At 53.1% G+C, this 22,503-nt stretch carries 20 protein-coding genes; 16 read left to right on the top strand and 4 right to left on the bottom strand.

The genetic code is table 11. From position 1 onward, the window contains the following. Positions 1-86: 86 nt before the first annotated feature. Positions 87-1,505, bottom strand: coding sequence for an aminotransferase-like domain-containing protein (locus tag BLP53_RS12310; protein ID WP_091472502.1), 1,419 nt, complete (start codon positions 1,503-1,505; stop codon positions 87-89). A 117-nt stretch (positions 1,506-1,622) separates the two neighbouring features. On the opposite strand from BLP53_RS12310, the gene BLP53_RS12305 reads away from it, so the two are divergent. The 7 genes from BLP53_RS12305 (at position 1,623) to BLP53_RS12275 (ending at position 6,797) form a co-directional block, all read left to right on the top strand. Beyond that, positions 1,623-1,970, top strand: a complete 348-nt coding sequence (locus tag BLP53_RS12305; protein WP_091472499.1) for a hypothetical protein — start codon at positions 1,623-1,625, stop codon at positions 1,968-1,970. A 115-nt stretch (positions 1,971-2,085) separates the two neighbouring features. Next, positions 2,086-2,400, top strand: a complete 315-nt coding sequence (gene rplU / locus BLP53_RS12300) for a 50S ribosomal protein L21 (protein ID WP_091472497.1) — start codon at positions 2,086-2,088, stop codon at positions 2,398-2,400. Between the two features lie 47 nt (positions 2,401-2,447). Continuing rightward, positions 2,448-2,705: a 50S ribosomal protein L27 gene (gene rpmA / locus BLP53_RS12295; protein ID WP_091472493.1), complete on the top strand. Its 258-nt coding sequence runs from the start codon at positions 2,448-2,450 to the stop codon at positions 2,703-2,705. Positions 2,706-2,904: 199 nt separating this feature from the next. Beyond that, positions 2,905-3,957 (top strand): Obg family GTPase CgtA, encoded by a 1,053-nt coding sequence (gene cgtA / locus BLP53_RS12290; protein WP_091472488.1) that lies wholly within the window; start codon positions 2,905-2,907, stop codon positions 3,955-3,957. A 39-nt stretch (positions 3,958-3,996) separates the two neighbouring features. Then, positions 3,997-5,118 (top strand): glutamate 5-kinase, encoded by a 1,122-nt coding sequence (proB, locus tag BLP53_RS12285; RefSeq protein WP_091472485.1) that lies wholly within the window; start codon positions 3,997-3,999, stop codon positions 5,116-5,118. A 39-nt stretch (positions 5,119-5,157) separates the two neighbouring features. Beyond that, a complete protein-coding gene (purE, locus tag BLP53_RS12280; RefSeq protein WP_091472481.1) occupies positions 5,158-5,652 on the top strand; it encodes a 5-(carboxyamino)imidazole ribonucleotide mutase in 495 nt (164 codons plus the stop codon). Continuing rightward, positions 5,649-6,797 carry a 5-(carboxyamino)imidazole ribonucleotide synthase gene (locus BLP53_RS12275; RefSeq protein WP_091472478.1) on the top strand — a complete coding sequence of 383 codons (1,149 nt, stop codon included), beginning with the start codon at positions 5,649-5,651 and terminating at the stop codon, positions 6,795-6,797. The genes purE and BLP53_RS12275 overlap by 4 nt, the downstream gene beginning before the upstream one ends. Before the next feature lie 146 nt (positions 6,798-6,943). Here BLP53_RS12275 and rpsT read toward each other — a convergent pair whose 3' ends face one another. Beyond that, positions 6,944-7,345: a 30S ribosomal protein S20 gene (gene rpsT / locus BLP53_RS12270; protein WP_091472475.1), complete on the bottom strand. Its 402-nt coding sequence runs from the start codon at positions 7,343-7,345 to the stop codon at positions 6,944-6,946. Between the two features lie 218 nt (positions 7,346-7,563). Here rpsT and murJ point away from each other — a divergent pair, with 218 nt between their 5' ends. The 5 genes from murJ to BLP53_RS12245 all read left to right on the top strand — a co-directional run bounded on the left by murJ (position 7,564) and on the right by BLP53_RS12245 (position 13,769). Further along, positions 7,564-9,108 carry a murein biosynthesis integral membrane protein MurJ gene (gene murJ, locus BLP53_RS12265; RefSeq protein ID WP_091472472.1) on the top strand — a complete coding sequence of 515 codons (1,545 nt, stop codon included), beginning with the start codon at positions 7,564-7,566 and terminating at the stop codon, positions 9,106-9,108. Next, positions 9,108-10,010 (top strand): bifunctional riboflavin kinase/FAD synthetase, encoded by a 903-nt coding sequence (locus BLP53_RS12260; protein WP_091472471.1) that lies wholly within the window; start codon positions 9,108-9,110, stop codon positions 10,008-10,010. Before murJ ends, BLP53_RS12260 begins: the two co-directional genes overlap by 1 nt. An 86-nt stretch (positions 10,011-10,096) precedes the next feature. Further along, a complete protein-coding gene (gene ileS / locus BLP53_RS12255; protein WP_091472470.1) occupies positions 10,097-12,955 on the top strand; it encodes an isoleucine--tRNA ligase in 2,859 nt (952 codons plus the stop codon). Further along, positions 12,948-13,424 (top strand): signal peptidase II, encoded by a 477-nt coding sequence (lspA, locus tag BLP53_RS12250; RefSeq protein WP_091472469.1) that lies wholly within the window; start codon positions 12,948-12,950, stop codon positions 13,422-13,424. Before ileS ends, lspA begins: the two co-directional genes overlap by 8 nt. Positions 13,425-13,451: 27 nt before the next feature. Further along, positions 13,452-13,769 (top strand): DUF1905 domain-containing protein, encoded by a 318-nt coding sequence (locus BLP53_RS12245; protein WP_091472468.1) that lies wholly within the window; start codon positions 13,452-13,454, stop codon positions 13,767-13,769. Here BLP53_RS12245 and BLP53_RS12240 read toward each other — a convergent pair. Together BLP53_RS12240 and BLP53_RS12235 are read right to left on the bottom strand one after the other, a co-directional pair. Continuing rightward, on the bottom strand, positions 13,747-16,077 hold the full coding sequence (locus BLP53_RS12240) for a putative bifunctional diguanylate cyclase/phosphodiesterase (protein ID WP_091472467.1): 2,331 nt from the start codon (positions 16,075-16,077) through the stop codon (positions 13,747-13,749). The genes BLP53_RS12245 and BLP53_RS12240 overlap by 23 nt on opposite strands. A gap of 49 nt (positions 16,078-16,126) precedes the next feature. Further along, on the bottom strand, positions 16,127-17,023 hold the full coding sequence (locus tag BLP53_RS12235; RefSeq protein WP_091472466.1) for a DUF808 domain-containing protein: 897 nt from the start codon (positions 17,021-17,023) through the stop codon (positions 16,127-16,129). Positions 17,024-17,121: 98 nt separating this feature from the next. Here BLP53_RS12235 and BLP53_RS12230 point away from each other — a divergent pair, with 98 nt between their 5' ends. The 4 genes from BLP53_RS12230 (at position 17,122) to BLP53_RS12215 (ending at position 22,494) form a co-directional block, all read left to right on the top strand. Beyond that, on the top strand, positions 17,122-17,520 hold the full coding sequence (locus BLP53_RS12230; protein WP_245652839.1) for a DUF2946 family protein: 399 nt from the start codon (positions 17,122-17,124) through the stop codon (positions 17,518-17,520). 63 nt (positions 17,521-17,583) lie between these two features. Continuing rightward, positions 17,584-17,832, top strand: a complete 249-nt coding sequence (locus tag BLP53_RS12225) for a helix-turn-helix domain-containing protein (RefSeq protein WP_091472464.1) — start codon at positions 17,584-17,586, stop codon at positions 17,830-17,832. 67 nt (positions 17,833-17,899) lie between these two features. Next, positions 17,900-20,107 carry a TonB-dependent receptor plug domain-containing protein gene (locus tag BLP53_RS12220; protein ID WP_091472463.1) on the top strand — a complete coding sequence of 736 codons (2,208 nt, stop codon included), beginning with the start codon at positions 17,900-17,902 and terminating at the stop codon, positions 20,105-20,107. Positions 20,108-20,160: 53 nt separating this feature from the next. After that, positions 20,161-22,494, top strand: a complete 2,334-nt coding sequence (locus BLP53_RS12215; protein ID WP_091472462.1) for a TonB-dependent receptor — start codon at positions 20,161-20,163, stop codon at positions 22,492-22,494. Positions 22,495-22,503 lie beyond the last annotated feature (9 nt).

Below are 22,503 nucleotides of genomic sequence, written 5' to 3'. Positions count from 1 at the left end.
ACACTCGACAGGATGAATCAGGACGAGCGCAGTGTAAGCTGATTATTTCGAGTGAAACAGATGCAGTTTGTAGTTAAAAAACCATATCAGTTTGATACCTGCTTCATCAGTGTGCCCAGTGCCTGAATTGCCTGCAGACTATGCGTATCCAGTGGATGGCCGTAATTCAGGCGGATAAAATTGGCGTATTGCTGTTGTGACGAGAACATATGGCCAGGTGCCAGGCTGATGTTGTGCGCGATTGCCTGCTGGAACAATTGCAGGCTATCAATATGTTGCGGCAGTTGCATCCAGAAGAAATAACCACCTTGAGGCAGGTTAAATCGCACCTGTTCGGGAAAGTGCTGGTAAATAGCCTGCGAAAACTGCAATTGCTGCAACATCAGCTGGTGCCTGAGCTGGCGCAGGTGTTTGTCATAACCGCCTTTGGCCAGGTAGCTGGCCAGGGCGTGCTGGGCCGGAATGGAGGTTGCCAGCGTGGTGGAGATTTTCAGGCGCGTGATCTGGCTGGTAAACCTGCCGGCGGAGACCCAGCCGACACGGTAACCCGGTGCCAGTGTCTTGGAAAACGAGCTGCAATGCATGACCCAGCCTTCGCTATCCCAGGTTTTTGCCGGTAATGGGCGCTGTTTGCCAAAATACAATTCGCGATAGACATCATCTTCAATCAACGGTAACTGGTAGCGTGTAATCAATGCGACCAATGCCTGTTTTTTGTCTTCCGGCATCAGGCTGCCGGTCGGATTCTGGAAGTTGGTCATCAGCCAGCAGGCCTTGGGCTGGTGCTGGATAATCGCCTGCTCAAGTGCCATCAAATCAATGCCATATTCCGGATGGCTGGGTACTTCAATCGCGCGCAATCCCATGCGCTCAATAGCTTGTAGCGCAGCATAAAAGCTCGGTGATTCGATAATGACGCTGTCGCCGGGCTGGGTCACTGCCGCCAGACTGAGGTTCAGTGCTTCCAGTGCACCGTTGGTCACGACGATGTCTGACGCGTCCGTGTGTGTGCCATCCAGCTGATAACGCAGAGCGATCTGGCGCCTGAGTGCATTGTCTCCCTGGCCGATATCGCTGACCGTATCAGAAGGGTGTATACGGCGTACTGCGCTTGCCATATGGTCCGCCAGTTTTGCCAAGGGAAAGTGCCGGGGGCTGGGGAAGGCCGAGCCGAAAGGGACATGTTGCGGATCTTTGATGCGATCCAGCAGGGTAAACACCAGGTCACTGACCTGTAACATGGTGGGCAGCCCGGCAGGTGGCATGCCGCCTGGCGCTAGTGAGCGTTCTGCGTGCAGATTGCCTGCCACGTAGTAGCCGGAGCGCGGGCGGGCGACCAGTAAGCCGCGTGCTTCCAGTAAATAATAGGCCTGGAAAACGGTGGACGCATTCACCTGTTTCAATGCCTGTACCTGGCGGATGGAGGGGAGTTTGTCACCACGCTTGAGCAGGCCTTGCCGGATAGCGGCGGCCATTTCTTCGGCAATGACTTCGTACTTTTTCACCTTGCTCCATCCATTAGGTTCAATCACTGATATGGTAAATTAAATCCAAACTGGATCTGTTTTGCAAGCGGCAGCTCATTTAGGATAGCGTTTTTCATTCTGAGGTTATTGTCTGTCATGACCCTCCTGGCAATTAGTGACATTGAACAGTTAAACAAAAAACAGTACCGGTTGCGGCTCAATGACGGGCAGGTGATGCAATTGTCCATCAGCGGGATGTTCAGCCTGCATGTCATGCAGGCTGAGCGGGAAATTGCCCAGGTCATTCTCCAGCCATTAAGCTCCCTGAATAATCCTGAAATTCAGCCGATTTACCGTGTGACGAACTACCAGGCGCCGACAGGGGATTTATCTTTGCTGGCGGAAGCGTTGCTGGATGCAATGCTGAGGATTTATGCCTGGTATACCAGGGGTAGTATCAGGCCTTTCCGGCTGCATTCAGCATCCGTCCCAGTAGCGGTTTGACCGTGGTAAAATGCCGACTGCCCACCGCGCAAAAACATGCGCAAATGTATTTGCATTGTTGGATAAATTGCGTATAATTGCGGGTTCTTTAAAAGGTGATGTTTAAGGCATTATTATGTACGCAGTGATTAAAACAGGTGGCAAACAGTACAAAGTAGCCGCTGGTGACAAAGTAAAAGTTGAGAAATTGACTGGCGACGTGGGTTCCACAGTAGTGATCGACAAAGTGTTGTTGATTGCTGACGGTGAATCAACCACGATTGGTGCACCTTTGGTAGCCGGTGCTAAAGTGAATGCCACTGTGGTATCACATGGCCGTGGCGACAAAGTGATGATCTTCAAAATGCGCCGTCGTAAGCACTATCGCAAGACTCAAGGTCATCGTCAGAGCTACACAGAAATTCAAATCGACACTATTTCAGCAAAATAAGCACGTTCTGCTTGAGTAGAGCAGATTGCTAGAATAAGGAATCAAACATGGCACACAAAAAAGCAGGCGGTAGTTCCCGTAACGGTCGCGACTCACAAGCCAAACGTCTGGGTGTAAAAGCCTTCGGCGAAACAGTGGTAAACGCTGGCAGCATCATCGTACGTCAACGTGGCACTAAGATGCACGCGGGTGAGAACGTTGGTATGGGCAAAGACCACACCTTGTATGCACTGGTGGAAGGCAAAGTGAAATTTGCTGTTAAAGGCGCATTGAAACGCCACACTGTGAGCATCGAAGCGATTTAATCGCACTTTTATGAAAAAAGCCCTGTCGCTTGACGGGGCTTTTTACTTTATAGTTCGCAATTACTCATACCTAAAGAAAAATTAGCGTACGAAGTTAGCCTGCTTGTTTTTTGCGCGCAGAGATGCAGACAGTACACATCAGTACGGCAAAGAGTAAGCACAAAAAACATGCAAAATTACGAGTAAAGCAATTTTTATTATGAAGTTTATTGACGAAGCTACTATCAAAGTCTATGCCGGTGACGGTGGTAACGGCGTGGCGACTTTCCGCCGAGAAAAATACGAACCCATGGGTGGCCCCAATGGCGGCGATGGCGGCCGCGGCGGATCTATCTTTGTGGTCGCTGACCGTAATATCAATACCTTGGTCGATTATCGTTATACCCGTATGTTTCGTGCCCAGCGTGGTGAAAACGGCAGTGGTTCCGATTGCTATGGCAAGGGTGGTGATGACATGATCCTGCGCGTACCGGTCGGGACGACGATCAGTGATAAAGCCACGGGGCAAATGATGGTGGATTTGAATGCCGATGGCCAGAAAGTACTGATGGCCAAGGGCGGTAATGGTGGCCTGGGTAATATCCATTTCAAAACCAGCACCAATCGTGCACCACGGCAATGTACCAAGGGTGATCCGGGTGAGGCATTTGAGTTATACCTGGAACTGAAAGTGCTGGCGGATGTCGGTTTGCTTGGCATGCCCAATGCCGGTAAGTCCACGTTTATCCGCTCGGTATCAGCCGCTAAACCCAAGGTAGCGGATTACCCTTTTACCACGCTGCACCCAAATCTGGGCGTGGTGCGCGTCGATAGCAACCGCAGCTTCGTGATTGCCGATGTGCCAGGCCTGATTGAGGGCGCGGCAGAAGGCGCTGGCCTGGGACATCAGTTCCTGCGCCATTTGCAACGTACCTCTTTACTGTTGCATCTGGTCGATATTGCACCGTTCGATGAGGGGGTGGATCCGGTGCAGGAAGCCACAGCAATCGTGAATGAACTGAAAAAATACGATCAGGAACTCTACGACAAACCACGCTGGCTGGTATTGAATAAAATCGATATGCTGGAAAACAGTGCGCAGGCAGTCGCTGAATTCGTTAAGGCTTATGGCTGGAACGGGCCGGTATTTGCGATTTCTGCCATTAGCGGCAACGGCTGTAAAGAACTGAGCTATGCCATCATGGACCATATTGACCAGGCACGTGCACAGCGCGAAGCCGAGGCTGAGCAGGCGCAGCCGACCCAGGCCTAGCCCTCGATAGAATAAACAACAAAATAATCACTTTTCGTTATGGGCGTTTCCCTTATACAAGACAGCAAAATCCTGATTGTGAAGGTCGGTTCCAGCCTGGTGACCAACAATGGGCAGGGCCTGGATAAGGGTGCAATTGCTGCCTGGGCGCAGCAAATCAGTGCGCTGGTGAAGCAGGGCAAGCAGGTAGTGCTGGTTTCCAGCGGTGCGGTGGCTGAAGGTATGCAGCGCCTGGGCTGGAAAAAACGGCCAGTGGAAATTAACGAGTTGCAGGCCGCTGCCGCTGTCGGGCAAATGGGCCTGGTGCAAATGTATGAGCAATGTTTTGCACAGCATGGCTTGCACACCGCGCAATTATTACTGACCCACGAAGACCTGGCTGACCGCAAGCGCTACCTGAATGCACGTACTACCCTGCGAACGCTGCTCGACCTGAATGTCATTCCCATCATTAATGAAAATGATACGGTTGTTACCGAAGAAATCCGCTTCGGTGATAACGATACATTAGGTGCGCTGGTCGCGAACCTGATTGAAGCGGATGCATTGATTATCCTCACCGACCAGCAAGGATTATATTCCGCTGATCCGCGCAAACATCCAGACGCTGTTTTTATCAATTTTGAAACTGCCGGCAATCCTGAACTGGAGACCATGGCGGGCGGTGCCGGTAGTGCGGTTGGTACCGGCGGCATGCTGACCAAGATCCTGGCGGCAAAGCGGGCTGCCAATAGTGGCGCGCATACCGTGATTGCGTCTGGCCGTGAGCCGGACGTGCTGAGCCGGTTAAGCCAGGGCGAGGCGATTGGTACGCATTTGCAGGCCGGGAAAATCAAAATCGTCGCCAAGAAACAATGGCTGGCTGATCACTTGCGCCTGGGCGGTAAACTGGTACTGGATGATGGAGCGGTCAATGTCCTGTGCAAGGAAGGCAAAAGCCTGCTGCCAATCGGTGTCGTTGAGGTCATCGGCCAGTTTGAACGCGGTGATGTGGTGGCCTGTGTAGATGCCCATGGCAAGGAATGGGCGCGGGGTATCGTCAATTACCATGCCAGTGAAGTACGCCGCATCATGCGTAAACCCAGTAGCGAAATTAAAAACATACTGGGTTACGCGGAAGAAAAAGAATTGATTCATAGGGACAATCTTGTGCTGCTTTAAGCGCGCAAGGATGCAATTTAACGAAAAAGGTTATGTGATATGAGTAAACCTCTGGTAGCCATTATTATGGGTTCTGACAGCGACTGGCCGGTCATGAAAAATGCCGCGCAAATGCTGGCGGATTTTGGCGTGGCGTATGAAGCGTCTGTCGTTTCTGCCCACCGTACGCCAGACCTGATGTTCCAGTTTGCCGAGTCTGCTGCCACACAGGGTTTCCAGGTGATTATTGCCGGTGCCGGTGGTGCCGCGCATTTGCCGGGCATGGTCGCTGCAAAAACAACATTGCCGGTGCTGGGTGTGCCTGTGCCATCCAAACACCTGCAAGGGCAGGATTCCTTATTGTCCATCGTGCAGATGCCTAAAGGCATCCCGGTCGCTACCTTTGCCATCGGCGATGCCGGTGCAGCCAATGCAGGGCTGTTTGCCGTGGCCATGCTGGCCAATCAGGATGCCGCGCTGGCAGAAAAACTGGCTGCTTTCCGCAAGCAACAGGCGGAAAAAGTACACGCAATGGAGTTGAGTGAAAAGCCATGAAGCCCTCTGTGATTCAACCTTCAGCGATGCTGGGTATGTTGGGTGGCGGCCAGCTGGGCCGCTTCTTTGTTATTGCGGCACACGAAATGGGCTATAAAGTCACCGTGCTCGATCCTGATAAAAACAGCCCGGCCGGCATGATTGCTGACGTGCATTTGTGTGCAGCGTATGACGATGTTGCCGCATTGAAAGCCATGGCAGAAACCTGCCAGGCGATTTCTACCGAATTTGAAAACGTACCGGCTCAAACGCTGGCAACCCTGGCACAATCAACCATTGTGCATCCAAGTGCAGAGGCGGTTGCAATTGCCCAGCACAGGGTGAAGGAAAAAACCTTCTTCAAGGAAGCAGGGTTGCCGGTGGGGCCATTTGTTGCCATCACCAGCGAGGCTGACTTGCCTGCGGATGGTGATATGTATCCGGCGGTACTGAAGGTGGCGCGCTTTGGTTACGATGGCAAAGGGCAGGCGCGAGTCGCAAACCAGGCTGAAGCAAAAGCGGCATTCCAGAACTTCAGGCAGGAAGTCTGCGTACTGGAAAAAATGTTGCCGCTTGATCTGGAAGTGTCTGTGGTGCTGGCGCGGGATGTGCACGGCAATATCGCCGCTTTCCCGACTGCTGAAAATAGCCATTTGAACGGTATTCTGGATGTTAGTATTGCGCCAGCGCGCTGCACTGAGGTGATTAAAGCCAATGCGCAGGAACTGGCCAAAAAACTGGCAACCAAACTGGATTATGTTGGCGTATTGGGTGTGGAGTTTTTTGTGGTTGGTAATCAGTTGCTGATTAATGAAATTGCGCCGCGCCCGCACAACTCCGGCCATTACACCATTGATGCCTGTGTCACTAACCAGTTTGAACAGCAGGTGCGCGTCATTACTGGCCAGGTTCTGGGTAGTCCGCGCCAACACAGCAAGGCGGTAATGGTCAATATCCTGGGCAATAGCTGGCTATATAGGGGCAAGCAGCAGGAACCGGCGTGGGATAAAGCCTATGCGCATGGCAACCTGAAAATGCATTTATACGGCAAGCATGAGCCACGCGAAGGCCGGAAAATGGGACACTTCACCGTGATTGGTGAGGATGCACAGGCTGTGCTGAATGTGGCCAAAGTCGCCCGCAGCGAATTGCATATCGGCGAGTAATGCGCCTCTGGTAAAAAGCCCGGTAATCGTCCGGGCTTTTTATTTTTCAGCGGATATTTAGCCGTGTTAATGGAAGCGCTGCAATTCTTTGGATAAATAAAAAGCCGGACATCCGTCCGGCTTTTCTGTATGCACCCCTGCTGAAATTATTCAGCGGCTTTTTTGGCGCGAGGTTTAGCGGCAGCTTTTTTAGCTGGCGCAGCTTCTGCTTTAGCCGCAGCTTTTTTCGGAGCTGCTTTAGGCGCAACTGCTTTTTTCACGGAAGCCAGAGTCACTGGCGCGTCGCCGGACAATGCCTTGATCGCAGCAGTCAAACGGCTCTTGTGACGGGCAGCTTTGTTTTTGTGGATGATTTTCTTGTCAGCGATACGGTCGATCACGCTCACGTTTTCCTGGTAGGAAGCCACGGCAGCAGCTTTGTCACCAGACTGGATAGCCTTGATTACTTTTTTAATTGCGGTACGCAAAGTGGAACGCAGTGCAGCGTTGTGCGCATTCACTTTTACGGATTGGCGCGCGCGTTTGCGTGCTTGTGCGGTATTTGCCATGTTCGTTTATCCTGTAACTTTCAAAAGGGGTGTAATACGAAACCGTGCATAATACTGTTTTTACTTTGTTTTTGCAAGGCAGGAAACGTAATTTGTTCATTGCGATGCAGGCCGCGTGGTAAAATCGCACCACCTTAACACGCTTGAATAAAAACGGTGCGCGCAGGGGTGTTGCAGGCGGCTGGCAATAACGACAAGACGCGTATTTTCCACTATTTATGAATTTGCTTAAAGCTTTGGCCACGGTCGGGGGCATGACGTTTATCTCGCGCCTGCTCGGTTTTGCCCGTGATACTTTAATCGCCCGTATTTTTGGTGCCGGCATGGCGACCGATGCCTTTTTTGTCGCGTTTAAAATCCCTAACCTGTTACGCCGTATTTCCGGCGAAGGTGCATTCAGTCAGGCATTTGTGCCCATCCTGTCCGAATACCGCAAACAGCGCACGCCGGAAGCCACCCGCGCCCTGATTAACCATGTTGCGAGCTTGCTGGGCCTGTTCCTGGTGGGGGTCACTATTTTAGGCATGCTGGCGGCACCTGTGATTGTGCGGCTGACATCTCCCGGTTTTGTCAGTGACCCGGCCAAGTTCGCCTTGACGGCCGATCTATTGCGCATCACTTTCCCGTATATCCTGTTTATTTCGCTGGTGTCCATGGCGGGTGGTGTCCTGAATGCATATAGCAAATTCCAGGTGCCGGCCTTTACGCCGGTCTGGCTGAACCTGAGTTTTATCATTGCCGCCCTGTTTGTCGCGCCGCATTTTAACAATTCGGTGTATGTGCTGGCCTGGGCCGTGTTTGCCGGAGGTGTGATACAGCTGTTATACCAGCTTCCTTATTTGCAGAAAATCGGCATGCTGCCGCGCTACGAACTGAACACACGGGACGAAGGCGTGCGCCGTATCCTCAAATTGATGGGGCCGGCCATTTTTGGCGTATCGGTCGCCCAGATTTCGATTGTGCTGAATAATGTATTTGCCTCGTTTATGCCTACCGGTAGTGTGTCGTGGCTGTATTACGCAGATAGATTAATGGAATTTCCCACCGGTGTACTTGGCGTAGCACTGGGGACTATCCTGCTACCAAGCTTATCCAAGGCGCATGTTGACAAATCTGCTGGCGAGTTTTCGCAATTGCTGGACTGGGGCCTGCGGCTGACGTTCATGCTGGCGATTCCGGCAGCGGTGGCGATGGCGGTATTATCCAAACCGCTGGTGGCCAGCCTGTTTTATTACGGCAAGTTTACGCCTATGGATGTGGTGCAAACCGAACGCGCATTGATTGCCTACAGTCTGAGCCTGCTGGGCCTGATTATGGTGAAGGTGCTGGCACCAGGGTTTTATGCGCGCCAGAACGTCAAAACGCCGGTAAAGATTGCTATTTTTACCCTGGTTGTGACCCAAATACTGAATGTACTGTTTCTTTATTTCACACCGTTGCGCCATGCCGGCCTGGCCTTGGCTGTCGGTTTGGGTGCCTGTCTGAATGCGATGTTGTTATGGGTGACCTTGCAGCGAACAGGGGCATTCATGCCTAACAAGGGGTGGCTACTGTTTCTCGGCAAACTGATATTGGCCGTGGGTATGATGGCTGTGGTGTTGCACCTGTTTGCCACCTGGTCAGGGGACTGGCTGGCGATGCCAACCTGGCACAGGCTGGCTCACCTGGCAGGTATCGTCGTATTGGGGATGGTGGTGTATTTTGCGATGTTGGGCCTGCTGGGTTTCCGTCCCAGGGATTTCACGAAACAAGTGGCTAAATAATGCAGATTTTTCGCCATATTCCGCACGTCTCTTCGCCGCAAGCGATTGCGATTGGTAACTTTGATGGCATGCATCTTGGCCATCAGGCCTTACTGCGCCAGTTGATTGCCTATGCACAGACTTACCGCATTGTGCCGGCCGTGATGACATTCGAACCGCATCCACGCGAATTTTTCACGCCACAAAATGCACCGGCACGTTTGGCCTCCATGCGCGAAAAACTGGAATATTTTGCCGAGTGTGGTGTACAGCATGTGTATGTGCAGCGCTTCAGCCATGCATTTGCCGCGCAAAGCCCGGCCGCATTTATGCAGGTGCTGCGCCAGCAACTCAATGCCAATGTGGTCATGGTGGGAGAGGACTTCTGTTTCGGTGCCAAACGTGCCGGGAGTGTGCAAACGCTGATCGAGCATGGATTTAATGTGATTCCGTTGCCGGAAGTGCAACTGAATGGCGAGCGGGTGTCCAGTACCCTGGTGCGCAACGCCCTGGCCGCCGGGGAGCTGGTCAAGGCGCACAGCTTGCTTGGGCGCGCGTATAGCATCAGTGGGAAGGTGGTGCATGGGGCGAAGCTCGGGCGGCAACTTGGCTTTCCTACGGCCAACGTGCATATGCGCCACGAACGGCCTGCACTGACTGGGGTTTATGCGGTAAAATTAAACAATTTGCCAGCTGTGGCCAATTTGGGTATACGACCCACCCTGGAAGGGATTCCCAAACTCAAACTTGAAGTGCATGTGTTTGATTTTAATGGCGATCTTTATGATCAGCATGTGCATGTGCAGTTTTTTCACAAGTTGCGCGACGAACAAAAGTTTGCCGGCCTCGATGCCTTGAAGGCGCAAATTGCGCTGGATGCCCTGCAGGCAAAGCAATATTTTACCGCCGGTGAATGCCGATAGCCTGGCTGATCACGTTGATGCTCTGTAAGAAAAGTTTATCTACGTGCATCGGCGTTTATCGGCAGTTAACCCCATGGATTTTTTAAATGACTGACCAAAGCAAAGATTCTAAATACAAACTGAATTTACCAGAGACCAGCTTCCCCATGCGCGGCGATCTGGCCAAGCGTGAGCCGGCCTGGTTGAAAAGCTGGCAAGAGCGCAAGGTATACGAGCGTATCCGCGCCAGGCGCAAAGGTGCCAAGAAATTCATTTTGCATGATGGCCCGCCGTACGCTAACGGCGATATCCATATCGGTCACGCCGTCAATAAAATCCTCAAGGACATCATCATCAAGTCCAAAACCATGGCCGGTTTTGATGCGCCATACGTGCCGGGCTGGGATTGCCATGGCCTGCCAATTGAGCTGGTGGTAGAAAAAAACCACGGCAAAAATATAGATCCGGCCAAATTCCGTGAACTGTGTCGCGCCTATGCTGCCGAGCAGGTTGAAAAACAGAAAAAAGACTTTATCCGATTGGGTGTGCTGGGCGATTGGGACCATCCTTACCTGACCATGGCCTTTAATACCGAGGCCGATATCATGCGTGCCTTGGGTGATATCTATAAAAACGGCTACCTGTACCAGGGCTCCAAACCTGTACATTGGTGCGTGGATTGTGGTTCTGCCCTGGCGGAAGCTGAGGTTGAGTATGAGGATGTAAACTCGCCAGCGATTGATGTCGGTTTTAAAGTGGTGGATAACGCTGCCTTGAGCCAGGCATTTGGTACGAGTGTAGATGGCGATGTGTATGCAGTGATCTGGACCACCACGCCGTGGACATTGCCGGCCAACCAGGCGGTCAGTGTCAATGCCGGACTGGAGTATGACTTGATCCAGACCAGCAAGGGTTTGCTGATTCTGGTGCGCGAACTGGCAGAAAAAACACTGGCGCGTTACGGTGAGGAAAATACTTCTGTATTGGCTACATGTAAAGGTGAAGCACTGCGGGGTTTGTTATTGCAGCATCCGTTCGATCACCGCCAGGTGCCGGTCATTACTGGTGACCACGTCACCACCGACGCCGGTACCGGCCTGGTGCATACTGCGGCTGCACATGGTAACGATGACTGGCTGGTGATGCGTGCCAATTTCCCTAACGAGAAACCGCGGGTACTGATTGGGGGCGATGGTCATTTTTTTAACAGTGAACTGGTTGAGTTCACCGAAATCCGTGGTTTAAGTCGTCAGGAAGCCAACAAAATCATTCTGGCCAAATTGCAGGAAAACGGCGTGCTGTTTGCCTCAGCCCGGTTGAACCACAGCTTCCCGCATTGCTGGCGCCATAAAACGCCACTCATGCAATTAGCGACGCATCAGTGGTTTATCGGGATGAATTCAGTGGGCACTGATGGCAAAGCCTTGCGTGAGCAGGCGAATAGCGCCGTGGATGCGACACAGTTTTTTCCCAGCTGGGGCCGTGCCCGCCTAGAGGCCATGATCAAGAATCGTCCAGACTGGTGCGTGTCACGTCAGCGTAACTGGGGCGTGCCCATGCCGTTCTTTGTGCACAGGGAAACCGGTGAGCCACATCCGGATACGCTGGAGTTGCTGGAAATTGTCTGTAAACAAGTAGAACAGCAAGGCATAGAAGCCTGGTTCAGCCTGGATGACGTCACTTTCCTTGCCCAGCATGCGCCAGCGAATGCTGCCAGCTATAAAAAAGTGACTGACACGCTGGATGTCTGGTTCGACTCTGGCGCCACCCATTATGCAGTGGTGCGCTCGATACAACACCCATCATTGGCTGCGGAGGCACAAGTGCGTACCGCGGCAGGCCAGCCCGTGGCCGACTTATACCTGGAAGGTTCTGACCAGCACCGTGGTTGGTTCCAGTCCAGCTTGTTGACCGGTTGCGCCATTGATGGGCACGCACCATACAACGCCTTGCTGACACATGGTTTCGTGGTGGATGGCGCGGGCCACAAGATGAGCAAGTCCAAGGGGAATGTGGTTGCGCCGCAAAAAGTCATGGACACTTATGGTGCCGATATTCTGCGCTTGTGGGTGGCTTCCACCGACTATTCCGGCGAGCTGACCATCAGTGACGAAATCCTGAAGCGTGTGGCCGATGGTTACCGCCGTATCCGTAACACCTTGCGCTTCCTGCTTTCCAACCTGGCTGATTTCGATGCGAATAAAGACTTGTTGCCGGTGGAGCAATGGCTGGAAATCGACCGTTATGCCTTGTACCTGACGCAGCAGTTACAAGCGGGCATCCTGGCCGATTACGATAAATACGAATTCCATCTGGCGGTACAGAAGTTTGTCGGTTTCTGCTCCGAAGACCTGGGTGGTTTCTACCTCGATATCCTGAAAGACCGCTTGTACACCAGTGGTGAAACCTCGCATGCACGCCGTGCTGCGCAAAGTGCGCTATACCACATCACGCACGCCATGATGCGGTTGATGGCACCGATCTTGAGTTTCACTGCGGATGAAATCTGGCAGACATTAGGCCTGGATGCTGAGGCTACCGTGTTTGAAGAGGAGTGGTACGGTTTACCTGCGCATGGCTTGAGCGAAACACAATTGCAGCATTGGCAGGTGATTATTGACTTGCGCGGCCAGGCCGCCAAGCAAATTGAAATCCTGCGTGGGGAAGGCAAGGTCGGTTCTTCCCTGCAAGCAGAACTCGAATTCCATGTGGCCGGGGAAGCATTCGATGCGCTGAACAGCCTGCAAGACGACCTGCGTTTTGTCATGATTACTTCCAGTACGACGACTTATAAAGTGGCCGATGCGGCGGCGCAAAAAATCCTGGTAAAACCAAGTGCGTACCAGAAATGCGACCGTTGCTGGCATTACCGCGCCGATGTGGGTAGTGATGCGTCGCACCCCACTATTTGCGGCCGGTGCGTCAGCAACCTGTTTGGTAAAGGTGAAGCACGCCAGTATGCGTAAACTGCGTTCCGCTTTTCCCTGGCTGATTTTAAGCGCGCTAGTCATCGCGCTTGATCTCTATACCAAGCATCTGGTGCAGCAGGCATTTGTGTATGGCGAGCATGTGCCGGTCACAGGTTTTTTTGACCTGGTGCGTTACCACAATACCGGCGCCGCGTTCAGTTTCCTGGCGAATGCCAGTGGCTGGCAACATGGGTTTTTCACGGCAGTGTCCACATTGGCATCCGTCGTGATGGTGTATTTGCTGGTCAAACATCCGCAGAAAAAACTGTTCTGCCTGGGGCTGGCCTTGGTGCTTGGTGGAGCGCTTGGTAATTTGTATGACCGCCTGACGCTGGGCTATGTCGTGGATTTTCTGCTGTTTTATTATCAGCAGTGGGCGTGGCCGGCATTCAATGTCGCCGACAGTGCGATTTGTGTCGGGGTGGGTTTGTTGATGCTGGATAGTTTTAAGCAGCCAAACGCATAGTTCGCGAGCATACCTGAAAGCGAGACCATGATGGATGGATTGCAATATACCTTTAGCGATACCATCAAACAGTGGGTAGGCAGCAAAAGTACCTGGCATTACATCCGTTTGCCAGCGGCCATGTCGGATGAAATCCACACACTGAGCCAATATCACCAGACCAGGCGCCGGGGCTGGGGCGCGGTGAAGGTGGAAGTCAGCGTGGGGAATCAACAGTGGCAAACCTCAATCTTCCCCGCGTTTGAAGGCAAGCGCTATGCGCTATTTTTGAAGGCCGAGGTGCGTAAACAGCTAGGTGTGGCTGTTGGCAGCGAGATAACGGTTACATTAAAAATTCTGTTGTAGGCGCTGACTCGGCGCTTTGTTTTTGTTCTATAGAGAGTAAAGCCCGGATGTCTTCTATCGGCATCGGCCTGCCCAGCAAAAAGCCCTGGATACAGTCGCAGCCGGTGTCACGTAAAAAATCCAGCTGGGCCTGGGTTTCTATGCCTTCGACCACCACCGAAATCCCCAGGATGCCGGCGGTTTTCACAATGGTGCTGACAATCTCGCTGTCGGCGGAGCTATCTGGCACATCGACCATAAACGCGCGGTCAATCTTGAGTTCGTCAATCGGTAAATGCTTGAGTTTAAACAGCGACGAATTACCGACACCAAAATCATCCAGTGACACGCGCACGCCTAATGTTTTAAGTTGCTTGAGGATTTCCAGCGCCTGTTCTTCATGCTCAAACACCGCACTTTCGGTGATTTCCAGCGTAATGCACCGGGGTGGAATCGCGTATTGTTTCAGGTGCTGTGCGATGCGCAGGGGCAGACTGTGGTCACGGAACTGGCGTGGGGAAATGTTGATGGACAGGCCTAGCGTCTGGTCATTCTGGTGCATCAGGGCGGCCAGGTGGCGGAAAGCATCGCTGATGACCCATTCACCAATAGGCAGGATCAGGCCGGACTGTTCGGCATAAGGAATAAATTCGGCTGGGGAAACAATGTCCCCTTTGTGATTACGCCAGCGGATCAGGGCCTCTATCTTGACCACGCGTGGTTGCGCCTGTTTGTCCAGGCTGAAGATCGGCTGGAACTGTAAAAAGAATTCCTGTTTTTTAATGGCCTTGCGCAGTTGCACGTCAAGCCGGAAGCGGCTCTGCGCCAGTTTGGTCTGTTCTTTGCAATAGAATACAAACAGCTGCTGGGTAGTCCGCTTGGCATGGGCAAGGGCAGTATTGGCATTGCGTGCCAGTTGATCGGCATTGCTGGCATCACGTGGGTAAAGGCTGATGCCGATGCAGGCGTCGAGAATCAGCTCATGGTTTTCGACCAGCACTGGTTTGTGCACGATTTTGCACAGGTTGTGTGCCAGTTGCACCAGCTCGGCATCGGTTTTATGCCGGGTGACAATCAGCGCAAACTTGTCGCCATGCACCCGCCCCAGTTCACCGCATTCATGGGTGATGTATTGCAGGCGCTGGGCGACTTCGAGCAGAAACAGGTCGCCGGTGTGGTGGCCAAAACTGTCGTTAATATTCTGGAAGTGCTTTAAGTCGATCATCAGCAGGGCCACCATGCCACTGTCGCTGGCTGCGTTGATAATGGCATGTTCAAGCAGGTTGAGGATGGCCAGCCGGTTGGGCAGGTGCGTGAGCGGATCACTGTGTGACAACTTGTGGTATTCGAGTTCCTTCTCGGCCAGGCGTTTCTCGGCACGTAACAGGCGCTCGCTTTCGCGTAGCAAAATACTTTGCCTGACCGCTGAGAAAATGAGGATGGAGGTCACCGAGGCAATGGCAATATGGTAGGCGTAATGATGGGGGCCGCTTTGCCACCAGATCAGCATCAGGGTGCTGATGCTGAAGACAAATGCAATGACCGGAATCCAGCTGCGCAGGCGCCGGCATTGGCGATGGAAGGCGGTTCTCTTGGTGATACGCACCTGCCAGCCGTATAGGCCACTACCGATGAGCAGGTCGGCAACAGAGAAGCCATAGTTGATCCAGAGGCTGCTTTGCGGGCTGTGGTTGAGCGCATTCAGGTTCCATTGCATCCAGCAGATGCCCAGCAAGGTCAGCCCGGCACTCAGCAATAGCCACGGCATCATCCAGGCTGGCCTTAAATACGGGATCAGCAGCAGGGAGACCAGGGCGGCACTGAGCATGCTGGCGGGGTAAGCCGTGAGCACGGCCAGTTGTAACAGGCTGACATCTGCCGATTTCGGTAAATAGGAAATCAGTACATAGCCTAGCACCGCAATGCTGAAGGACAACGCATCAATGGTAAACGCCCAGGCTTTTGAGCGTGAGAGCTGGCTACGCAAGGCGGTGATGAAGCCAATCATCAGGCAGGGGCCCAGCAGGGGATAGAAAATATCAGATTGCGCAGGGAAAGCGGTTTGGGATGTCAGGAGCTGGAATATCCACAGTACACCGCCGGTGAAATAGGCGAAAGCACCCGCGACAAACCAGCGTTTACAGGTACGATGGGCCGGATTGGCACGAAAATAACCGAGGATGGCCAGGATGAGGCAGGCACTGATGGTCGATATCCAGTGGATGTTATCCAACCATAGTGCTGTTTCAGGCGTCGCCTTGAGGGAGGCCAGCAGGCATATCAGTAAAACGGATACAGCAACAACAATGACTTTACGTGAAAGTGTCATGCGATCCCCCCCTGTTTTTGTCAATTTTAACAAGGGGTTAGAAAAAAAACTAGCCCCTGGGGACAATTAACCTTGCGAGATGCATGAATCCCACACAAATGGCGCCCGCCAGCACGCCAACCGCCGCGTGAATCAGTAGTGACCATTGTGAAAACTGCTCTGTCAGCGCGTGTAACGGATGAATGCCATGCGCGATGATGCCGCCCCCTACCAGGAACATGGCCGCCGTGCCCAGCACGCTCAGCAAACGCATGAGGTATGGCACGGTTTGCACCATGCCCCAACCAAATTTGCGTGTGGCTTGCGAAGGTAAGTGTGTGCCTTGCCGTTGCATCAGCCACAGCCCGATATCATCCATTTTGACAATCAGCGCGACTAATCCATATACGCCTATGGTCATGACCACGGCAATCAGCGACAGCACCAGGATGCGCTGTGTTAATGCTGCTTCGGCCACCACACCAAGGGCAATGACGATGATTTCGGCCGACAGGATAAAGTCGGTGCGCACGGCGCCCTTGATTTTTTCTTTCTCCAGTGCCACCAGGTCAGCCTGCGGTTGTTGCATGGCCGCATGAACCGCTTGTACATGTGCATCTGCCTGCGCGTTGCGGTGCAGCTTGTGCCAGATCTTTTCAAAGCCTTCAAAACACAGGAAAGCACCACCGAGCATCAGCAAGGGTGTAATCAGCCAGGGTAGAAAGGCGCTGATCAATAAAGCGACAGGCACTAAAATTAGCTTGTTGAACAATGAGCCGCGCGCCACGGCCCATACCACGGGCAGCTCCCTTTGCGCCGCAATGCCGGTGACCTGTTGCGCATTGAGGGCGAGGTCATCCCCGAGCACACCGGCGGTTTTCTTGGCGGCTAGCTGGCTCATGACTGACACATCGTCGAGCATGGTGGTGATGTCATCAAGGAGTGCCAGCAGGCTGGATGCGGCCATGGTTTGTCCTGTCTCAATGGAAGTAGTTGTTTATTCTAAAGGATTCCCGTTAGAATAGCGGCATGGTAACGCCCGGATTTCAAAAGTGGATGGCACGCATGGCCCTGATGGCAATCATGCTGGCTGCGCTTGTGCCCACATTGAGCCTGGCTTTTCCCATGCAAAGCGGCAAGGGCTTTGTGCAAGAAGTGTGTTCCTCCCAGGGCAGCAAGCTGCTGGTGCAGGTGATCACCACGCAAGGGAAGCTGTTGCCTACCTTGATTGATTACAAGCCTTCGCAAAAACCGGTGTCTTTAAGTCACCATCTCAATCATTGCCCATTCTGTCATATGGCGCTGGATGAAGTGGCACTGCCTTCGCATAGCCCTGCTTATGTTCTGTTCCAGCAAGCCCAGGCTGATAGCGCGTTAAGTGCCTACCTGGCACCTGTTGTTCCCAGTGTTTACCCTGCTGCGCATCCTTCGCGCGCACCACCCCTGACTTCCATCTCAATCTAGCCGCCGCCCGGTTCGGGTGGCTTTTGAGTAATGCCTGTGCGTCAGGCATGGATGGAGTCTCTCATGATTGTTATCAACCTTCAGGCAATGATCTTTGCCAAGCAGGTGGAGTGGAAGCGCCACATCACCATTAAAGAAATTGCTGATGCAACTGGTATCAGCCGCATGACCTTGCACCGCATGGTCAAAAAACCTTCCTATAACGCCTGCACCGGGCATCTTGACAAGCTTTGTGCTTATTTCAATTGTGGTATCGACGCCTTGATTAGCTGGCAGCCAGATAGTGCTGCCAGGCAATTGGCTGTCGCATAAACATCACTATCAACATTGAAATTACCCGCGGCGTCTTCCATACAAGTGCTGCGGGCAGGGAGCAAAAATGCAATCAAGAATTTATTTAGCGGTGATGTGTGCATGGCCATGCCTGGCGTTTGCAGATCACTTGGATATTGATGCGGTCACCGTTGAAGCACCGCAAACGGAGCACGCTGTGGCGGCTGAACAGAATACCGCACAAGCGGCAGGCGATAGTGCCAGTCTTGTCAGTGATATGTTCGGCCTGCAATTACGCCGGGGCGGCGGGGTGTCCAGCCTGCCGATGATGCAGGGGCTGGCAGATGACCGGATCCGTATCAAGGTGGATGGCATGGATTTGATTTCAAGCTGCGCCAACCATATGAACCCGGCACTTTCCTATATTGATCCTGCCAACATTGCCGATGTGAAAGTCTATCGCGGCTTGGCACCTGTCAGCGTGGGTGGCGACAGTATTGCCGGCAGCATCGTGGTCAATTCGGCCAGGCCTGTATTTGCGGTGGATGATAGCCTGTTGACGCAGGCCTCACTGAATACCTTTTACCGCAGCAATAATGATGCCTTCGGGGTCAATGCCAGTGCATTGGTCGCCAACCAGCAGGTTTATTTACGCTACACCGGCGCGACGGTCGATGCCAATAACGCGCACGCCGGAGGCGCTTTCAAGCCTGCGGGTGCGGCAGCAAGTGACAGGGGCTGGCTGGATGCCGATGAAATCGGCTCGACGGCTTATCGCTCAACCAACCATGCGCTGGCACTTGGTTTCCATCTGGATAACCATTTGCTCGAATTCAAGCTGGGCCTGCAAGACATCGACAAGCAGGGCTTCGTCAACCAGCGCATGGATATGACGGGTAACCAAAGCGAGCAATATCAGTTGCGGCACGAAGCCCGGTTTGACTGGGGCCAGTGGCAAACACGCTTGTACCACGAACATACCCGGCACAGCATGAATTTCGGGGCAGACAAGCAGTTTCTATATGGTGATGCGCCTGGTATGCCCATGAATACACGCGGCTACACCACAGGCTTAAATAGCCAGGTGGATTGGTTACTGAATGCACGGGATACACTACGCCTGGGGCTGGATGTTCAGCGGTATCGCCTGAATGATGACTGGCCAGCTTCCGGCAGTGGCATGATGATGGGGCCGGGGACTTTCCAGAATATCCACAATGGCGAGCGTGACCGCAACGACGTCTATGCCGAATGGGATGCTGCCTGGTCCCAGGCCTGGTGGACACAAATAGGCCTGAGGCTGAGTGAGGTGGAGACCAAAGCTGGTACGGTTCAGGGATATAACCCATCAACCACACCTTCCATGATGATGGGTTACGCAATGGCCTACGGCATTGCCGCGTCTGAATTCAATGCGAAAGACCGTAGCACCCGCGACACCAATGTTGATACGACCTGGCTGGCCAAGTACATCCCGGATGAAATGCAGCAATATGAATTCGGCTATGCGCTGAAGATGCGCTCCCCCAATTTATATGAGCGTTATACCTGGGCGGCAACCAACAGCATGGTCACCAATATGAATAACTGGGTCGGCGATGGCAATGGTTACGTCGGTAACGCCAGTCTTAAGCCTGAAAAAGCGCATACCTTCCAGTTGACTGCTGACTGGCATGACGCAGAACGCCATGACTGGCAGCTTAAATGGACACCGTTTTACCGCTACATCCAGGACTATATCGATGCGGCAAGCTGTGCCAGTGCCGGTTATGTGAATGCCGGCAATGATTGCCCGGCGCGTACCGATGGCTTCTCCAACCTGAGCCTGGGCAACCAGTCTGCCCGCATGTACGGCTTCGACCTGAATGCCAGGAAAACGCTGGTGGCTGACAGTGCATGGGGCAGTTTGGGAGCTCAGCTTGATATTAATTATGTACGCGGCAAAAACACCACCAGCCACGATGATCTTTACGGCGTGATGCCGCTCAATGCCAAACTGGCCCTGTTGCACAACTACGGTGGCTGGAAAAATCGTATCCAGGCGCGCATGGTGGATAACAAATCCCATATACAGGCGATCCGGCATGAGAATGAAACCCCGGGTTACATGCTGCTTGACCTTTATTCCAGCTATGAATGGAAAAAGGCACGGCTGGATGTCGGTCTGGAGAACGTTCTGGATAAATTCTATTTCGATCCCACCGGCGGTGCTTATTTAGGACAGGGCGCCACCATGGGTGCCACTGTGCTGCAAGGCTTGCAGGTGCCGGGATGGGGGCGGTCAGTCAACGTTGCACTGACGCTGTTCTATTAGGCCTATCAGGGTGAGTGTCACCACTAAAAAATAAATACTCAGGGACTTATTTTATGAAAAAGACATATTTATCTGCCTGGGCGGGACTGGTCTGTGCCACAACCATGCCTTTTGCCCATGCAGACCATAACCAGGTCGAGTTGGATGAGATTGAAGTTTCTGGCACGGTCGACAGCCGCATCATTGATTACCCGGCGACCGTGGAAAGTTTTAGTAAAAAGCAAATCCAGGAAAGTGTGAATGCCACGACGGCAGCGCAGGCAATGAAGTTCCTGCCCAGCCTGCAGATTCGTGAGCGGTTTATTGGCGACCGGAACGGCATTATTGCCGGCCGTACTGTCGGCACCTTATCCAGCGCACAAACCATGTTGTATGCAGATGGCATTTTGATCTCGAACTTGCTGGGCAATTCGTATGCTTTCCCGCCGCGCTGGGGCATGGTCAACCCGGACGAAATTGAACAGATCAGCATGATGTACGGGCCATTTTCTGCCATGTATGCCGGCAACTCCTTTGGCGGTGTGGTCAGTGTCAAAACCAGGATGCCAACCAGGCTGGAAGCGCATGCCAATGTACAGTTGTTCCAGCAGCATTTTGATTTATACGGCTCGCACCTGAATTTAAACGGTGAACATCTGTCGGCATTCCTGGGTGACAAGCGCAATGACCTGAGTATCCTGTTAAGCGCGGATTACCTGAAAAACGAAGGCCAGCCGATGGATTTTGTCGTGCGTGACCTCAGTGCGGGCAGTGGTGCTGCCGGCGGGGTAGCCGTGACTGGGGCTGCGGTGGACCGTAACGACAGGAACCTGCCACGCAATGTGTTCGGGGCGGTCAGCATGGAGCAGCCGGAGCAGACCAATGTCAAATTCAAGGCCGCTTATGACCTGACCGATGTTATCAAGGCTACCTATACCCTGGGGTTATGGCACCTGGATAACCGTACCGATGTGGAAAGCTACCTCAGGGATGCGAGTGGCAACAAGGTGTATAACAACCGGGTAAATTTCAATGGCTTGCGGTATGACTTAACCGGCTTTAGCCCAGGGACGGCGGATGCGATGCATATCATGCAGGCACTGGATCTGAAGTCCGACAGCAAGGGTTGGTTCGACTGGCAGTTTACTTTGTCCGATTATGACTACCAGCAGGATAAAAGCAGCCAGTCCAATCTTTCTGCGGCGGCGACGGTGAACGATGGCAATCCTTATCTCAACCGGCTGGGGCGTGTCACGGATATGGCCGGTACCGGCTGGACCGTGTTTGATGCACGTGCGACTTTTCGGCCTGGCGTCGGTGAAGGCGGCAGGCATGTGATGGATGTTGGCTATCATATTGATGAATATGACCTGAAAAGCAAAACCTTTAATACTGCCGACTGGGAGCAGGGAAACAGGGGCAGCCTGAATAACGGCTCGCGCGGAACGACACGTACCCAGGCGATTTATTTCCAGGATAAATGGCAGTTCCTGCCGCACTGGACACTGATATTGGGCGGACGCGGCGAGCACTGGCAGGCCATGGATGGACGTAATCAGGCGGTCAATGGCGGTGTGTTTTCTACTGCGGAATATGCCGGCCAGTCCGAAACCAGGTTTTCCCCCAAATTGTCACTGAGTTTCGAACCGGTGCCTGAATGGGGTTTCCGCGCGTCATTTGGCCAGGCATTCCGCTTCCCTACGGTCAGTGAGTTGTACCAGCAGGTGTCACAAAGCAATATCCTGGTGCAGAATAATCCCAACCTCAAACCGGAAGAAGTGCTGTCCGCCGAGTTTACGGCGGAAAGACGCTTCGCCAGCGGCCTGATCCGCGCCAGCCTGTTCAATGAACACAAATATGATGCGCTGATTTCACAAACAATCGCCAATGGCCGTGCGGTACCGTTTGGCACGGGAATCTGCAATGCCGGCAATGGCTGCAGTTTTATCCAGAACCTGGATCATATCCGCACGCGCGGACTGGAACTGGCGACAGAGTGGCAGGATGTATTTATCCACGGCCTGGATATCCTCGGCAGTGCAACGTTTACCGATGCCGAAATCCTGCGCAATCGCGCCGATCCTGCTACTGAGGGTAACAAGCCGCCGCGTATTCCACGTGAAATGTTCAAGCTGGTCACGACTTACCATCAGGGCAACCAGGTCACTTACAGTGTGAGTGCGCGTTACAGCGGACGGCAGTACAACCTGCTGGATAACAGTGACGTGAGGGACGATACCTATATCGCCGCCAGCAAGTTTCTGTTTATTGACGTAAAGGCGAATTATCGTTTCGACAAGCGCTGGACAGCCAGTATAGGCATCGATAATCTCAATAACGACCAGGCTTACACCAGGCACCCGTATGCACAGCGCACGGGCTATGTGCAACTCAAGTTTGATTACTGATGTGCAGTG

Origin of the sequence: Methylophilus rhizosphaerae (genome assembly GCF_900100975.1) — a bacterium.
In the GTDB taxonomy this organism is placed as follows: Bacteria; Pseudomonadota; Gammaproteobacteria; order Burkholderiales; family Methylophilaceae; genus Methylophilus; species Methylophilus rhizosphaerae.
The sequence above is the reverse complement of the archived record's forward strand: the minus strand, read 5'-3'. Positions and strand labels throughout refer to the sequence as shown.

What these genes read in the sequence shown, in the direction of transcription:
- rplU (WP_091472497.1), top strand. Translation starts at nt 2,086, where the DNA reads ATGTACGCAGTGATTAAAACAGGTGGCAAACAGTACAAAGTAGCCGCT.
- ileS (WP_091472470.1), top strand. Translation starts at nt 10,097, where the DNA reads ATGACTGACCAAAGCAAAGATTCTAAATACAAACTGAATTTACCAGAG.
- BLP53_RS12305 (WP_091472499.1), top strand. Translation starts at nt 1,623, where the DNA reads ATGACCCTCCTGGCAATTAGTGACATTGAACAGTTAAACAAAAAACAG.
- cgtA (WP_091472488.1), top strand. Translation starts at nt 2,905, where the DNA reads ATGAAGTTTATTGACGAAGCTACTATCAAAGTCTATGCCGGTGACGGT.
- lspA (WP_091472469.1), top strand. Translation starts at nt 12,948, where the DNA reads ATGCGTAAACTGCGTTCCGCTTTTCCCTGGCTGATTTTAAGCGCGCTA.
- BLP53_RS12275 (WP_091472478.1), top strand. Translation starts at nt 5,649, where the DNA reads ATGAAGCCCTCTGTGATTCAACCTTCAGCGATGCTGGGTATGTTGGGT.
- proB (WP_091472485.1), top strand. Translation starts at nt 3,997, where the DNA reads ATGGGCGTTTCCCTTATACAAGACAGCAAAATCCTGATTGTGAAGGTC.
- BLP53_RS12235 (WP_091472466.1), bottom strand. Translation starts at nt 17,023, where the DNA reads ATGGCCGCATCCAGCCTGCTGGCACTCCTTGATGACATCACCACCATG.
- rpsT (WP_091472475.1), bottom strand. Translation starts at nt 7,345, where the DNA reads ATGGCAAATACCGCACAAGCACGCAAACGCGCGCGCCAATCCGTAAAA.
- BLP53_RS12230 (WP_245652839.1), top strand. Translation starts at nt 17,122, where the DNA reads ATGGCCCTGATGGCAATCATGCTGGCTGCGCTTGTGCCCACATTGAGC.
- BLP53_RS12260 (WP_091472471.1), top strand. Translation starts at nt 9,108, where the DNA reads ATGCAGATTTTTCGCCATATTCCGCACGTCTCTTCGCCGCAAGCGATT.
- BLP53_RS12240 (WP_091472467.1), bottom strand. Translation starts at nt 16,077, where the DNA reads ATGACACTTTCACGTAAAGTCATTGTTGTTGCTGTATCCGTTTTACTG.
- BLP53_RS12245 (WP_091472468.1), top strand. Translation starts at nt 13,452, where the DNA reads ATGATGGATGGATTGCAATATACCTTTAGCGATACCATCAAACAGTGG.
- rpmA (WP_091472493.1), top strand. Translation starts at nt 2,448, where the DNA reads ATGGCACACAAAAAAGCAGGCGGTAGTTCCCGTAACGGTCGCGACTCA.
- BLP53_RS12215 (WP_091472462.1), top strand. Translation starts at nt 20,161, where the DNA reads ATGAAAAAGACATATTTATCTGCCTGGGCGGGACTGGTCTGTGCCACA.
- BLP53_RS12220 (WP_091472463.1), top strand. Translation starts at nt 17,900, where the DNA reads ATGCAATCAAGAATTTATTTAGCGGTGATGTGTGCATGGCCATGCCTG.
- murJ (WP_091472472.1), top strand. Translation starts at nt 7,564, where the DNA reads ATGAATTTGCTTAAAGCTTTGGCCACGGTCGGGGGCATGACGTTTATC.
- BLP53_RS12225 (WP_091472464.1), top strand. Translation starts at nt 17,584, where the DNA reads ATGATTGTTATCAACCTTCAGGCAATGATCTTTGCCAAGCAGGTGGAG.
- purE (WP_091472481.1), top strand. Translation starts at nt 5,158, where the DNA reads ATGAGTAAACCTCTGGTAGCCATTATTATGGGTTCTGACAGCGACTGG.